We start from the raw sequence: 15,575 nt of genomic DNA on the forward strand, positions 1-15,575 counted from the left end.
CCGCAAAAAGCCACGAACTGGCCGGTTCACCCTTAGTATGAAGGATTTCAGAAAGAGAAAAAAGACTATGATGACATTTTCATCATAGCCTGTGAGCCAGAAAGGGTCATGAAAGTTTTATTACTTCGTTAGAATGAAGCGGAGAAGCGGACATGCCGGTTCTTTCCGGCTGACTTGGCTTGATATAACGCCAGATCCGCTTGTTCCAGGATATCCTTCGGGTTCAGGGACTGTCCGGGAATTACGCTCGTTAAGCCAATACTAATCGTTACAACACCCGACACCTGGGAGTCCATATGCGGAATATGGAGCTGCTCAATATGGCGGTTAAGCTCACCTGCCAGCTGTTCTGCCTGGAGGCCATCACAGCCTGGAAGGATGCAGACGAATTCCTCTCCGCCGTATCTGGCGGCTAACCCGCCGGGCAATACGGATACCTGTTCGTGCAGAGTCTGCGCGACCTGCTTGAGGCATTCGTCCCCCATCAGATGGCCATACCGGTCATTGTAGCGCTTGAAATCGTCGATATCGATATAGAAAAGTGTTAATGGCTCACTTCGCTGAGCACATAACGTGAACTGTTCCTCGAAATACTCATCGAAATGCTTACGGTTTGCAATAGAGGTCAAACCATCTACAAGCACCATCTGCTCAAGCTTAAGATTAAGCTCCATCAGCTTATTATGGGAATGCTGTATCTCCCTGGTTCGATCTTCGACCTTCTGCTCCAGCTCGTGATTTAACTCTGACAGCTCAGCCGTCAGCTGCTCCGAGAGGCTGAGGGAGGCAGAGAGGCGTTTCGAGATCATGAGAGAGAAGCTAATAATGAATATGACAATACCGACCGGGTACAGGTTCAAGCCGGAATATTTCAGCATGAAGCCGAAGGTATCAATAATAATGCACGCAAGTAGTGACAGGATGCCAATGAAGCCGTAAACAGCACCTTCCCGTTTCCTCCGGGCCCCGTTAAGAATGACAACGAAGGAATAGAGTGCACCCAGGATCATCAAGAGCTGGAAATAGATCAGGAATTGATAATAAACTCTTGTTTCCAGGAACAGTGTAAGAACGGTATACCCCGCTGCCACCAAGGTGCAGAAGGCAATAAACCGCCGGGAGCAATCCTTGGGATATAAACGGTACATCACCATTCCCCACAGCGGAACATGGAGGTATAGACTGATATACTCGATCTTCATAGCCAAGCCCCAGTCAATAGAGGGAGCAAGCTTGGTCAGGAATACATCGCCTACCATCATGTAGCGAAGAGCTGCGACCACACAAAAGAGTCCGAAATAGAAAAAATAGGAGTCCGTCTTTCTGAAGAGGCTAAGCCCGAGATGATAAATGCCTGATAAGAGCAGTATGCCGATCATCAAGGATTGAGAGATCACCTGTCTTACATAATCGGCATGAATATCTTTGGACAATCCTAACGTAACGGGTTCCCACATTCCGCCCGAATATTCATGATAATTGGATATTTGCAGGGTGATGGTAAAGTTGTTGTCTTCAGGCGAGAAATAGACGACCATAGGCTTCTTCTGCGGAACGCTTGTCTCCTTATTAATACCTACTTGCCCGTTGCGGGAGAGCAGCTTATCATCCACCCAGAGCTTGTAGCTGGAATACATGACGGGTACCTTAAGTCCGAGCACATCACTGGAGGGCCCGTTGTACACGTTAAGACGGAATGTTGCGTAGCCTTCTCTTGGAAGGGGTCTGCCGTTGATAAGATAGGACTCCCAGTTGCTCGGCATGACAATCATGCCTGTCGGCCGGACGCCGGATTGCTGCTCAAAGTCGCTTGGCGTAAGGAGGTGCTGCCAATAAAATATCCAGGAGCCCTCTAGCGGAATTAGAGGGGTCTCTTCAGTGCTCCAATGCGATAAATCAAGTATCCCGTCTATTGCATTAACGCCCTTCTCGGGAGGCAGTGTATTGCAGCCTTGCAAAACGACCGCCATCAACACGATTCCTATCCATAGCTTAAGCCGCATCATGATGTTCCTCTCTGGTTGTTCGAGTTTTCACCCGCATAATTCGACGCAGAACGACAAATTCCCTGCAAGCGCCAGCAATTCTAATGTTTCCCGTTGGCGTTATTACACACTGTCAAAGAAAATTAACTTTTCCCAATCCGCCAGGGGGCAGTTATTCGCCTTCAGTTGCGCTATAATTAGCGGTAAACGACACCTGGATAGGGGAGCACGGCATGGGAGAGCTAGTCTATAAGCAGATTGCGGATGACTTGAAGAAGAGGATTTTTGCCGGGCAGTTCCGGGATATGAGGCTGCCGGATGAGCGTACCCTTGCCAGAACATACGAGGTGAGTCTCAGCTCGGTGAAGCGGGCTCTGACCAAGATGGAGCATGCAGGTATTATTTTCAAGAAGCGCGGATCAGGAACGTATATCAATCCGCTCTATATTAAGAACGAATCGATCTTTAATTACGAAGGTTCCAATCTCGGCGTAACGGATAACTTTCAGATGAACGGCAAGAAGCCCAGGATTAAGGTGCTCAGCTTCGAGGTGATCCCGCCGACAGAGGAGCTGCAGCAGGAGCTGTTCCTGATGCCTCATGATTTTGTTTACAAGATTGTCCGCCTGCGCCTGTTTGATGAGGAGCCCTTCATGATCGAGACCGGCTATATTCCCATCAAGATAGTACAGGATTTAAATCAGACGATTATCGAGGGGTCGATATTTAATTACCTGGAGGAGTCGCGGAATCTATCCGTGACGAAGTCCTTCCTGTCCATCTTCGCAGAGCCGTCTAATCCGGAGGACCGGCAACTGCTGCACCTGCAGGACAATGAGCCGGTCGGCATTATGGAGGGCATCTTCTTCCTCGACAACGGGACGCCCTTTGAGTATTCCCATATGCGGTTTCACTACAAATATTTAAAGTTCAATACCTTTGTATCTGTTCAATGAAATAAGGCCATCACGGTTAACGTGGGCCTTATTTTTTTTTCTGTGGGGCGGCTTTTCCTTCAATTTTGGGGTAGGGGTTGTGATTTTTTATTCACCGACTATGTTCCAAAATTCACAATATTGATACGCATCAATTGTTCGAAAAGATGTATTCTAATAGCGAAACGATAAGATGCAATCGCAAATAGAGAATTAGAAATCAAATGAACAACATGGGAGTGGATGAGATGCTAGTATCAGCCGGGAATGTTGACTACTCATCAAAGACGTATTTGGATAAGCTCGACGCTTATTGGCGGGCAACCAACTATATTTCGGTAGGACAGCTTTACTTGAAGGATAACCCTTTGCTGAAGGAGCCGCTTAAAGACTCAGACGTCAAGATCAAGCCGATTGGACACTGGGGAACGATCCCGGGCCAGAACTTTATCTATGCTCATCTGAACCGTGTCATCACCAAGTATGATGTGAACATGTTCTATATCGAAGGACCAGGTCACGGCGGCCAGGTTATGGTATCGAACTCCTACCTTGACGGAAGCTATACCGAGATCTATCCGGAGATCACGCAGGACATTCCAGGTCTGAAGAAGCTGTTCAAGCAGTTCTCATTCCCTGGCGGTGTTGCATCCCATGCCGCTCCAGAAACACCAGGCTCGATCCATGAAGGCGGCGAATTAGGCTATGCTCTGTCCCATGGTGTAGGCGCAATTCTTGATAACCCGGATTTGATATCGGCTGTTGTGATCGGTGACGGCGAGGCAGAGACTGGTCCGTTAGCGGCTTCCTGGTTCTCCAACCGTTTCATCAACCCAATCACTGACGGCGCAGCGCTGCCAATCCTGCATTTGAATGGTTTTAAGATCAGCAACCCGACAATTCTCTCCCGCATGTCCAATGAAGAGATGACCGCTTATTTCAAAGGTATGGGATGGGAGCCATTCTTCGTTGAAGGTGAAGATCCGGCTCATATGCATCCGGCTATGGCAGAAGCACTGGATGCCATTATTGAAAGAATTCAAGCTATCCAGCGGAATGCCCGGGAAAACAATGATCAGACACGTCCGGTATGGCCGATGCTGGTGTTCCGTTCTCCTAAAGGCTGGACGGGTCCGAAGGAATGGGGCGGCGTGCCGAACACCAACTCGTTCCGTGCGCACCAGGTTCCAATTCCGGTTGACCAGAAGAATATGCAGCATGCGCCAGCTCTGTTAGAGTGGCTGAACAGCTATCGCCCGCAGGAGTTGTTCGATTACGAGACAGGACGGCTGAAGCCTGAAATTGCGGAGATTCTTCCGAAGGGCAATAGACGTATGGGCAAGAATCCGGTTACGGATGCGGGCAATCTGACGAAGGAATTGAAGCTGCCTGACTTCCGCGATTATGTACTTGATAACTCTGCCCAGGGCCAAGTAATTGCACAGGATATGGCGGTGCTCGGTAAATATATTAGAGACGTTGTCGCGCTTAATGAAGACAACCGGAATTTCCGGATCTTCGGACCGGATGAGACGATGTCCAACCGGCTGGGGCCGGTATTCGAAGTCACGAAGCGCCAGTGGCTTGACCAGATTATTGAACCAAACGATGAATTCATGGCTCCTTACGGCCGTGTTATTGACTCGCAGCTGTCCGAACATCAGGCGGAAGGCATACTGGAAGGCTACGTATTAACAGGCCGTCACGGCTTCTTCCACAGCTATGAAGCCTTCCTGCGTGTCGTTGATTCGATGATCACCCAGCACTTCAAATGGCTGCGCAAGGCAACCGATCAGGGATGGCGTGCCGATATCCCTTCGCTGAACGTTGTCGCGACTTCGACGGTGTTCCAGCAGGACCACAACGGCTATACGCATCAGGATCCTGGCTTGCTCGGCCACCTGGCAGACAAGAAGCCGGAGTTTATCCGTGAGTACCTGCCTGCCGATGCCAACTCCCTGCTTGCTGTCTTCGATACGATCTTGAATGACCGCCAGAAGATCAACCTGATCGTATCATCCAAGCATCCGCGTCCGCAGTGGTTCTCAGCTGATGAAGCGAAGGAATTGGTGGACAAAGGCTTGAAGATCATCGACTGGGCAAGTACGGACAAAGGCCAGGAGCCGGATGTCGTATTCGCTTCCGCCGGTACCGAGCCGACGATGGAAACACTGGCTGCCATCTCGATCCTGAATGAGAAGCTGCCTGATCTCAAGATCCGTTATATTAACGTAGTGGACCTGCTGAAGCTGAGAAGCCAGAAGCTTGATCCGCGCGGTCTGTCCGACGAAGAGTTTGTGCAATTCTTCACAAAGGATAAGCCAATTGTCTTCGCCTTCCACGGCTATGAAGGCCTGATCAAGGATCTGTTCTTTGAGCGCCAGAACCATAACCTGCATGTTCACGGATACCGGGAAAACGGCGACATCACAACCCCGTTCGATATGCGTGTCCTGAATCAGATGGACCGGTTTGACCTCGTGAAGGAAGCGGTTCTTAACCTGCCGGACGCTGGCAAGTATACGGCAATCGTGGAAGAGATGGATGCCATCATCGCGAAGCATCACCGTTACATTCGTGAAGAGGGTATTGATCTGCCGGAAGTTGAAAGCTGGGTATGGAAAGCACTGAAGTAAGGCGTATTAACTGTATCTGTGCAGAGTGAGTAAAGCAGCCCTGGTGGGAAATCCGCCAGGGTTTGTTTATTTTTACCCGGGTGGTAGTCACAGCGTCTAATGATTTCACACAGAATTAACAGAACAGGGTTATACTGGGGGAACCGGTAATGGCATAAGGTGAAGGGGTGGAAATCATCGGACTCATCATAACGGCTGTTTGCGCATTGGTTATCGTATCTTTAATTATTATTCTGTTGGGCTATTGGGACCAGCATCACACCCAGAATAAGTTGATTGAAATGGGGGCCATTGCCTCCTGCGGCGCTTATCATGTGGGCGGCGTGCCGGGCGTACCTGCACCGGCCAAGGTGAAGCTCTATATCGGAGCCGACCGGCTCATGATCAAATATAAGCGGCAGACGCACGTTATCCCTGTAAATTCAATTACAGCGGCCAAGGATCTGGCACGAAGCAAGGAGAAGCTCGATTATATGAGAGAGCACGGTCTTCTGTATCCGGATTCTCCTGACGGCCTGCTGCTTGGACCTATGATGGAGCTGATGGACCCGGAAGAGGGGCCAAGGATTTTCAAGAGGATCTCAAGCTACCTGCTGCTTAATTATCTTGTTAACAACCAGCTTAAGGCGATGGCGTTTGGCTTCGATCAGGTAGAGGATTACCGCCCGTTCGATGAATTTTATCCACGTCTGCTGGGCCGTATGGAGAGCAGTAAGATCTACGGATAGATACCGGCGGAAGTTGATTCTACACCCATGCGCCGTATTCCCGGCTCCTTTACGAACCGCTGGCAGTAATGCTAAACTTATGAAAAAGACAGGTGCCGTTCACCGGCATGCGAAGAGGCCGTTAGCTGTGTTCAGCTGATGGCCTTATTCGTTGTTTGCGAAAGGCCAGCGGCAGCAATTTTAAAACAATCTTAAGATTTATCCTCGCTAACTATTAGGAATCGGTCTTTACAATGGAATTATCGAACAGAAGAGACAGCAATGGGACAAGAGAGGGGGCGCAGACATGGTGGACAGCTATCGTGTGCTGGTCGTCGATGATGATAAGGAAATAAGGGACGCTATAGAGATTTATCTGAAGAATGAAGGCATTACGGTGGTGAAGGCTCAGGATGGGATCGAAGCGATTGAGGTGTTGAATGAACAGGATATTCACCTCATTATTCTCGATATCATGATGCCAAGGCAGGACGGAATCACCACGACGTTCAAAATCAGGGAGAGCAAGAATATCCCGATTATTATGCTGAGTGCCAAGAGTGAGGATATGGACAAGGTGTGGGGACTTCAGGTCGGGGCGGACGATTATGTCACGAAGCCGTTTAATCCGCTTGAGCTGCTTGCCCGGGTGAAATCTCAGCTTAGAAGGTATGTGACACTGGGCCATTACGATGGCGCGCAGAAGCTGGTGAACCTGAACGGGCTGACATTGGACCAGACGGCCAAGGAGGTAGCGGTTCATGGCGAGGTCGTGAAGCTCACGCCGATCGAATACAAGATTGTAGAGCTGCTCATGCTTCATGCAGGAAGGGTGTTCTCCATCAGCGAGATCTATGAAAGGGTGTGGAAGGAGCCGGGCTTTAATGCCGAGAATACGGTAGCCGTCCATATCCGCAAGATTAGGGAGAAGATTGAGATTGACCCGAAGAATCCGAGATTTTTGAAGGTGGTATGGGGAATTGGATACAAGATGGAAAAATAAAGCGCTCCTCGCGGCCTGGCTGCTGCTGTTTACCTATGGAATGAGCGGAATTCTGACCCTGTTCTCGGACGGAAGCATGTATATCCGCAACAATTATTTCAATACGTCTGAGTTCAGGATGGAGCTGGACCGGTTCATTGACTATCTGAGCCTGTATGAGCTGAACACACTCTCCAAGGAGGAATTGAAGCAGCAGATTACGGTCTCTCCCGAGGAGATTGAGGAGCATCGTTACCGCTATGGGGATTTGTCCGAGCAGGTTGCGAGTATTAAGCAGCAGTATGCGGGTCAGATAGAGGAAGCCCGGGCATCGGGTGAAGATGAGGTCGCGGCCTTTTATAAGGCGGAGCGTGACCGGAAGATACAGGATATTACCGAGAACTTTCAGAGTGATGACCATGTGAAGGCGAAGATCGTCAAGGAGAAGGAGCAGCGAATCGACCAGCAGTACAAGGAGTTTGAAAGCTTGAAGTCCGAGTCTGTTCAAGATTTAGCGGCCTTTACTTATTACTTCACAGAGGCGGAAACTGGCAAAGTCTTTACCAATACAAAGGTTGAAGAGCGGGCGGATAAGGGCATAGAACCGAAGCATATGCTGTTTGTCCAGCGGTATCAACCGCTGCGTATTGAGGGCCGGCCATTCTGGTACGGTATTTCCAGCGAACTGGCCGAGCTTATTGATGCTTCGAGGAGAGGCAGCGTGTTCACCGGTGAAATCGGAATATCCAATACGGCACCGGAAAACAGTTACGTACTTGTAAACTATTATGACTATGGATTCAAACGCCTTGCCTTCTATATCTATACCATCATGGGGGCTGCAGCTTTTGTGTACAGCATCATTGTATACCGGAGAAGGAAGCACTCGTATGTTGAGGTGGCTGGCTTAGAGAAGCTGGAGCCCTACTACCGGCAAATTCCGCTTGATATTAGAGCGGTTGTGCTCATTCTTCTGGGCCTGCTGACAGGCACGCTGCTGTTATCGGCAGACAGTAATTTCTATAGGCAGGATGCCTATGGCATCATAACCGATTCGCTTACTCATCTGGTGGTGTGCACCATCTTCGTATCGCTCGTCCTGATACAGGGGATCTGGCTGAAGCGGGAATTCAGCAGCTGGCCGGAGGTGGGCAGTGCTTGGCGCAGGGCATTTGTCCATAAGGTGTACCAGAAGCTTAAGGATGTCTTCCTGGTCAGATCAATTGCGCTGCAGTGGATCATGATGATGGCGTTCGTCTTTATCATGGGGCTGGGCTTTGCCGTTCTGATGATAGAGCCGGAGCCAGAAGTCTTCATTATCTACACGCTGATGCTCCTTTTCCTTGGTCTCCCCATTCTAGTGGCGATGGTCCGGCGAATCGGTTACTTTAATCAGATTGTCCATCAGTCGTCTCTTATGGCTGCTGGCGATTACCAGCAGGACCTGCCGGTCAAGGGGAGATCGGCGCTGGCGAGGCTGGCCGGGAATATCAACATAATGAAGGGCGGGATCCGGTCATCGCAGAAGGAACAGGCCAAGAGCGAGCGGCTGAAGACGGAGCTTATTACGAATGTCAGCCATGACCTGCGGACACCGCTTACCTCAATCATTACGTATACGAAGCTGCTCAAAAAAGGCGACCTGTCCGAGGAGGACCGGTCCGCATTCGTGGAGATCCTGGACCGGAAATCGCAGCGCCTGAAGGTGCTGATTGATGACCTGTTCGAGGCTACCAAGATGGCCAGCGGGCATATTGAGCTTGCCAGGGAAAGGGTAGATCTCGTGCAGCTGCTGGAGCAGGCGCTGGCGGAGCATGAAGAAGCCATCAATGCTTCGGCACTGCAGTTCCGGACCTCAGTCCCGGATACACCAGTCGTGGCAATTGTGGATGGCCAGAAGCTGTGGCGTGTCTTCGACAATCTGATTGGCAACTGTCTGAAGTATTCGCTGGAAAACACGCGGGTGTATATTTCGATGAAGATTGAGGGCGGCCAAGCGGTTATCACCTTCAAGAACGTGGCGAAGTATGAGCTGAGTGAGAATATCGACGAGTTGTTCGAGCGGTTCAAGCGCGGCGATGCATCCCGGCATACGGAAGGCTCGGGTCTCGGGCTTGCCATTGCCAAATCGATTATGGATTTGCATGACGCCCAGATGGACATTGACGTGGATGGCGATTTGTTCAAGGTTATAATCACCGTGGACCTGGAGGGCAGATAGATCAATAGGCAGACGCATATGGGAAGCCGGGAAGCCGCCTTAAGTGGCGGAATCCCGGCTTTGTTGTGTTCTTACTGTGTCTTAAGTCCGTCCCTTAACGTGCTCCGATATTCGTGCCGGAAGGTGTACCTGCACCCTTCAGGTCGCTTCCGCCGGTCAGGCTCAGGAAGCTGCCCAGGCTAGGGGAGCCGTCACTATTGCGGTTCACAGTTGGCGTCAGGCTGACGAAGTCCTCGCTGCTTGCCAGAAGACCCTTGGCATTCACGCTCTTGTTATTCTTCCACCAGACATTGCTGCCGTCTACATCAGTGCCGCTCGTCTTGTCACTTGAGCCGCCGCCAAGCGACAGGTTGTTGATGAACTGATGGGTGCCGATATCAAAGGCGAAGTTGCTCTGGCCATTGTCCCAGGAGGTGTTGTTCTTCATCCGGATTGTTCCCGGATTGCTGTTGTAGGTGAAGCCATGCTTCTTGTTCTGGAAGGCGATGCTGTTCTCTACGATGTGGTCGACCGCGATCTTCTCCCCGCCCAGCTTGAAGCCGTTGCCGTCACTGTCGGTTGTCGACGTGCCATCCGAGGTCTGGCCGTTATGATGAGCGATGCTGTTGCGGATCGTTACCGCACCAATGGCGCCTGTCTCGGACTTCGAGTACAGGTCCCAGCCGTCATCCACATTGTAAGCGGCAATACAGCCGTCAAACACATTGCCCGGTCCGACCGTAAGCTTCGCCGCGAAGCCGTCGGCGTCCTCGCCGTTATCAGGGTCGAAGTTATCATGGGAGTACGAGTTAATAACCTCGTTGTACTGCGGCCATTCGCTTTGGGCGGCCGTAGAGGCGTAACGTCCCATCTGAATGCCAGTATCTCGGTTATGATGGGCTTCAACGTTCTCAATCCGGTTGTGGTTGCCGCCGATGAAGATGCCGTTGTCACCCGCACCGGTCACTTCTATGCCCTTAACGGTCCAGTAGTGACCGAACATCTGCAGCCCGCGGTTAGCCGATCCGAAGGATTGGGCGGAGAAATCCAGCACGGGCTTCTCACTGCCGTGAGCGGCGATCGCTTTGCGGGCAGATGCGCTGCCATTGTTGCCGCGCTCAATCGTAATGGTAGAGGAGAAGCGGTAGGTGCCTCCAAGCATATAGATTGTTTTGCCTGGTGCAATCCGGGAGAGAGCCGACTCAAGTGTTGTCGGGCTGCTCTGTGTACCGGAGCTGCCCGCCGATCCATTCGGCGCTACGAAGAGGTCGCCGTCAGCAGGAGTCGGATCCGGCTCTGGATCCGGGTCTGTTCCGGGATCCGGGTCTGTGCCAGGATCAGGTCCTGGACCCGGATCGGTTGGCGTTGAGCCGCTGTCCGTTACGACCACATCATCGAACTTGGTCTTGGTCTTGTAAGAGACAAGACCCACTCCGCCCGAGGTCAACGTGGAATCGGTTGCCGTAAGCTCCAGCACATCGTTGACATACAGCTTGATTGTCGAGCCGCTCATCTCCAGCTTAACGGTATACCAGACGCCAGCCGACAGCGGGTATGCCTTGGAGACGAGTGTGGAAGAGGAGCCGCCGGCCTTCCGCCGGATCTCCAGCTTGCCGCCGCTGCTGTTGTAGAGCGAAGCCGCATAGTAGTTGTTGCCGTCCTTATAGCGCCCAGCGACATAGGCACGATTCGTCCCGTTGAAGTCCTCTACCTTGACTCTTGCCTGCACGCTGTAGTCGGTCCATGACTGGTCGCCTGCCTGCGTGCGGCCTTCACTTGTGCTTGACTCATAATACACATAGGAGCCGCCGTCCTGTACGACGGACCAGCTTCCTGTTGTTGCCGTCCATCCGGACGCATTGCCATCGTTAAAATCGTCGCTGAACGGTGTTCCGGCCGCTGCCGAACCCACCATTACGAAAGGAACAGCGAGTGTCAGGCACAGGACGGAAGCAGCCGTCCGGAATGTCTTCTTCTTCTTGTTCATCCAAGTCTTCTCCATTATTCATCCTCCCTAGGTTTACAATTAGGCAGCTCTAGTTCCACTGTAAAGTCCAGCATTTCAAAGCAATGAACCTTAGCAGCAGATTTCAGCGGTCTGCAACCTCCTCCTTTCAGCATGTTGGGGCTCAAATGCGACTGTCCTTCGGAGCCAATGGATGGGCGGTGAGGTCTTGACGTCTTCGCCCGTCAATGTACGTATTTCGTAACCCGTAACAGCTCCTTAGCTATATGATAGCGCATACAATTGTGTCCAAATAGTGAAATAGTCGGTAAATTCCGTTTAAAAATCCGATATAACAGTGGAGGCAGCACAAGCACAACGGACATTTCCCAAGCTGCGGACGTAAATCCAGACAGGATGACACTCGCCCGATTTTGTCGAAATAAAAGACCTATTGAGAGTCGGTTTATATATTTTTATAAACTATCATGTCGAATTAGATGGTATAATATAGAAAACACTACGATGGTTTTGATCTGCGCGGGGGGAATTGCGGGAGCATGAAGATCCGGACAACAATAAAGAAGACACTCACCTTCCTATTACCTGAAATCCAACTCATTCAACTTGTACGAAGCCGGGGATTTATTAACAGACGCCCTGTTTCCGGAAATCCGGCTGGACAGGCCCAGACAGCGGGCCGGCAGCATACGGGAGGGGTTCAGACCCACCCAGCCGGTTTGCAGACTTCACTGCCCGGTGGATACGTACAGCATCCGCATAATCAGCCGCAGAGGCGGGATGAGGAAGCAGCACGCAATGCTCTAGGCGCGGCAGAGCTGGATCGGATATTCGAGCAGGCAGAGAGGGTTGTTAACCGTCATGTCCTGGGCCAAGGGCCGTTCGTACGGAATCTGTTAGCTGCCTATAAGCAGGGTTATCTTCAGGGACGCAAGAATAAAGCCAGGAATGTCATACTAGTGGCCGGCAATGCTGGAACAGGCAAGAAGACAGCCGTGGAGTGGCTGGTCAACGATTTGCATGCAAGCAAGCTTTCATCTACGCCGCATTTACGCGACATCGACCTCAGCCGTTATGAAGCGGACGAGATATCAGGGAATTTCATACAAGATATGGCAGCGGCCTTTCAGGAACCTGAGGGAACCGTGATGTTCCGGGGATTTAAAGAAGCGAATCCGGCTGTCCTCAGTCTAGTGGCTAAGCTTGCGGCTGATGGCAGTGTTCGTACCAAAGAAGGAGTAAGAATCAACGCTGCTGATTATTTTCTTCTCTTCTACCTGGATGGACGGGTAAATGACGGTTCACCAAGTGATACGATTCCTTCTGAACTGACAGGTGAAATTTCAGCCCCTGTTCTGCAGTGCATTCAGGCAGCAGCTATTTCTTCATCCATAGATGAAGCAGCCATGAGGCAAATCACCCGAATGCTGGTTGGACAAGCCGTCGAGGAGTGGTCTGCCAGCACCCAAACAGCAATATCGGTTCAACCGGAGGTGTATGCTGCGCTGGCTGGTATTGCAATAAAGGAAAATCGCTATGCGGAAGCTGTGCAGAACTGGATTGAGGAGGAATTGGTTATTGTCCTGTCCGGTCTGCGAGCCAAAAATGAACTCCGGTACGGCGATAATGTCCGGATCGAGTACTCCGATGAGACTTTCTATGTCGCAGCAGAGTCTATCCGGGTTCCGGTCAAGGCACAAACCTTTATCCGCGAGGAAACCTTGGAAGATATCATGCATGAGCTGGATGCATTAATAGGACTAGAACCTGTGAAATCGTTCGTTCATGAACTAATGGAGACGGTTCGGGTAAATAAGCTTCGTTCCAGAGAAGGCCTAAATTCGATGGTTATGGCCCTTCATATGGTCTTTACCGGTAATCCGGGTACAGGCAAAACAACCATGGCCCGGCTGGTTGCCCGTATCCTCAAGTCGCTCGGGTTGCTGTCACAGGGACAGCTTGTCGAGGTGGCCAGGCAGGACCTGGTTGGGCAATACGTTGGTTCCACGGCTCCCAAGACCATGGCAAAGGTTACGGAAGCGCTTGGAGGCGTGCTGTTTATTGATGAGGCATATACCCTTGCGCGCCATGACCACGATACCTTTGGTCTAGAAGCCATTGATACCATTGTTAAGGCAATGGAGGATCACCGGGATAACCTGGTGGTTGTATTGGCTGGATATACGCAAGAGATGGAGGTATTCCTGCGTTCCAATCCAGGTCTAAGATCCAGATTCCCGTTCATTGTTGAATTCCCGGATTACAAGCCGGACGATATGCTGCAGATCATGCTTAACATGGCGGGCGCTAACGGCTTCCGGATTGAAGACAATTCACATAAAGGCCTGCTAGAGCTATTCGAGCAGAAACAGATACCGGGACGAAATGACAGCGGTAATGGGCGGCTTGTCCGCAATCTTTTTGAGGAGGCTGTCCGCAAGCAGTCGACGCGTATTGCTGGTCTTCGGGCTGGAGAGCATTCTGATCTGCAGCTGCTGACAGGAGCGGATTTCGGGATTGGCGAAAGGGAAGCCTTCAATATTGAGAAAGAGCTGGCCGGCATAGTCGGGCTCGACCAGGTCAAGACTTTTGTCCGTACACTGGAGAAGCAGCTCATTGTCGACCGCAGGCGGAAGGAAGCCGGAATTCAAGTGGATACGGGGCAGTCGCTCAACATGATCTTCTCGGGTAATCCGGGTACAGGGAAGACTACGATGGCCCGTTTGCTGGCGAGCATGCTGAAATCTATGGGCTACCTGAAGCAAGGACATTTAGTCGAGGTCGACCGGTCTGATCTCGTTGCCGAGTATGTCGGGCAGACAGCAGCCAAGACGAAGGTTGTCGTTGAATCAGCGCTTGGCGGTGTTCTATTCATTGATGAAGCCTATGCACTTGCGCAGGATGGAGTGCAGGGCGGTGGCTTTGGAAGAGAAGCCATAGATACGCTAGTCCGCCTGATCGAGCTTCATAAGGGTAATCTGGTTGTCATACTGGCTGGTTACACAGAGGATATGCGAAAATTTGTACAGGTTAACGCAGGTATGGCATCCCGTTTTCCGCTGCAGATTGAATTCCCCGATTACTCACCTGAAGAAATGCAGCTGATAGCCACCATAATGGCTAAAGGCCGCGGTTTTTCACTGGCTGCAGAAGCTGCTTCGCTGCTGACCGCACATTTTCGCGAACGGCAAATTCCCGGCAAGAAAGACGGGGGAAATGGCCGGATGGTTCGCAACACACTCGAGGAAGCTATCCGGAAGCAGGCTGAGCGGCTGGCTGGGCAATCCGAGCTGACGGCAGAGCAGTTGACTGAACTGACCGCGGATGATTTTGGATTGGCGGATGAGCTGGCAGCGGGGGCAGACGGAAGCAGTGCTCTGGGAGAATTGGATAATGTAGTCGGACTGGCCTCCGTTAAGGAGTTCGTGCGGAGTCTGTCCGCACAGATTGAAGTTGCCAAACGCCGGGAGCAGCTGGGCTTGCCCAAAGCCTCTGCCCAAACGCTTCACATGGTGTTTAAAGGCAATCCGGGTACAGGTAAAACGATGATTGCCCGCATTTTGGCCCGGCGTTTCAAGGAGCTGGGGGTCATTAAGACGGATATACTGGTTGAGACAGACCGCTCCGGGCTGGTTGCCGGCTATGTAGGCCAGACAGCACTAAAGACCCGGGAGGTTATTGAACGTGCGCTCGGCGGCGTGTTATTCGTGGATGAAGCTTATGCCCTGGCAGAGGGTGACCAGTTTGGGCAGGAAGCCATTGATACGCTCGTCAAAGCCATGGACGATTACCGCGATAGGCTGATCGTTATTTTGGCGGGTTACGATGAGGATATGGAACGTTTCTTGGATCGTAATGCAGGGTTAAGGTCGAGATTCCCGAATATCATTCTCTTCGCGGATTATTCAACGGAGGAAATGCTGCACATCGCGAGTCTTATGCTGAATTCACAAGGGTATGAGCTGGATAGCAGGGCAAAGGCTAAGCTCTATGCGGTATGTAAGACTTATCAGGGTGACCGTACGGCTGGCAACGGCAGACTTGTGCGCAATCTGGTAGAGAAAGCAATACGCAAGCACGCGTTGCGGTTAAGCCAGAAGGCAGATGCGGCGGCCGAAGAACTGTCCATGCTCACACTGGAGGATATTGAAGGGTAGAACAAGG

7 protein-coding genes and 2 pseudogenes are annotated in these 15,575 nt (G+C 51.4%); 6 read left to right on the forward strand and 3 right to left on the reverse strand.

Going from position 1 to position 15,575, the window contains the following annotated elements; genetic code table 11:
* Window positions 1-128: 128 nt before the first annotated feature.
* A complete protein-coding gene (locus DNH61_RS01075) occupies window positions 129-2,006 on the reverse strand; it encodes a sensor domain-containing diguanylate cyclase (RefSeq protein WP_111144861.1) in 1,878 nt (625 codons plus the stop codon).
* Window positions 2,007-2,218: 212 nt separating this feature from the next.
* On the opposite strand from DNH61_RS01075, the gene DNH61_RS01080 reads away from it, so the two are divergent.
* From DNH61_RS01080 to DNH61_RS01100, 5 genes are all read left to right on the forward strand, one after another.
* On the forward strand, window positions 2,219-2,941 hold the full coding sequence (locus DNH61_RS01080) for a GntR family transcriptional regulator (protein ID WP_111144862.1): 723 nt from the start codon (window positions 2,219-2,221) through the stop codon (window positions 2,939-2,941).
* Between the two features lie 227 nt (window positions 2,942-3,168).
* Window positions 3,169-5,556 (forward strand): phosphoketolase family protein, encoded by a 2,388-nt coding sequence (locus DNH61_RS01085; protein ID WP_111145037.1) that lies wholly within the window; start codon window positions 3,169-3,171, stop codon window positions 5,554-5,556.
* Window positions 5,557-5,723: 167 nt separating this feature from the next.
* Window positions 5,724-6,284: a hypothetical protein gene (locus DNH61_RS01090; protein WP_111144863.1), complete on the forward strand. Its 561-nt coding sequence runs from the start codon at window positions 5,724-5,726 to the stop codon at window positions 6,282-6,284.
* A 289-nt stretch (window positions 6,285-6,573) separates the two neighbouring features.
* Window positions 6,574-7,266 carry a response regulator transcription factor gene (locus DNH61_RS01095; protein ID WP_111145038.1) on the forward strand — a complete coding sequence of 231 codons (693 nt, stop codon included), beginning with the start codon at window positions 6,574-6,576 and terminating at the stop codon, window positions 7,264-7,266.
* Complete coding sequence (locus tag DNH61_RS01100; protein WP_111144864.1) at window positions 7,244-9,466, forward strand: sensor histidine kinase; 2,223 nt, start codon at window positions 7,244-7,246, stop codon at window positions 9,464-9,466. Before DNH61_RS01095 ends, DNH61_RS01100 begins: the two co-directional genes overlap by 23 nt.
* A gap of 94 nt (window positions 9,467-9,560) precedes the next feature.
* On the opposite strand, the pseudogene DNH61_RS01105 reads toward DNH61_RS01100, so the two are convergent.
* Together DNH61_RS01105 and DNH61_RS26655 are read right to left on the reverse strand one after the other, a co-directional pair.
* Window positions 9,561-10,730, reverse strand: a pseudogene (locus DNH61_RS01105) (right-handed parallel beta-helix repeat-containing protein); the annotation flags it as partial.
* 108 nt (window positions 10,731-10,838) lie between these two features.
* A pseudogene (locus DNH61_RS26655) lies at window positions 10,839-11,447 on the reverse strand (3-keto-alpha-glucoside-1,2-lyase-like domain-containing protein); the annotation flags it as partial.
* A gap of 503 nt (window positions 11,448-11,950) precedes the next feature.
* Here DNH61_RS26655 and DNH61_RS01110 point away from each other — a divergent pair.
* Window positions 11,951-15,568: an AAA family ATPase gene (locus DNH61_RS01110; protein ID WP_111144866.1), complete on the forward strand. Its 3,618-nt coding sequence runs from the start codon at window positions 11,951-11,953 to the stop codon at window positions 15,566-15,568.
* The last annotated feature ends 7 nt before the right edge of the window (window positions 15,569-15,575 follow it).

It is taken from the genome of Paenibacillus sambharensis, from assembly GCF_003233845.1.
GTDB classification, from domain to species: Bacteria; Bacillota; Bacilli; order Paenibacillales; family Paenibacillaceae; genus Paenibacillus_I; species Paenibacillus_I sambharensis.

Coding starts and splice junctions, on each gene's coding strand:
- DNH61_RS01075 (WP_111144861.1), bottom strand. CDS start 2,006: ATGATGCGGCTTAAGCTATGGATAGGAATCGTGTTGATGGCGGTCGTT.
- DNH61_RS01080 (WP_111144862.1), top strand. CDS start 2,219: ATGGGAGAGCTAGTCTATAAGCAGATTGCGGATGACTTGAAGAAGAGG.
- DNH61_RS01085 (WP_111145037.1), top strand. CDS start 3,169: ATGCTAGTATCAGCCGGGAATGTTGACTACTCATCAAAGACGTATTTG.
- DNH61_RS01110 (WP_111144866.1), top strand. CDS start 11,951: ATGAAGATCCGGACAACAATAAAGAAGACACTCACCTTCCTATTACCT.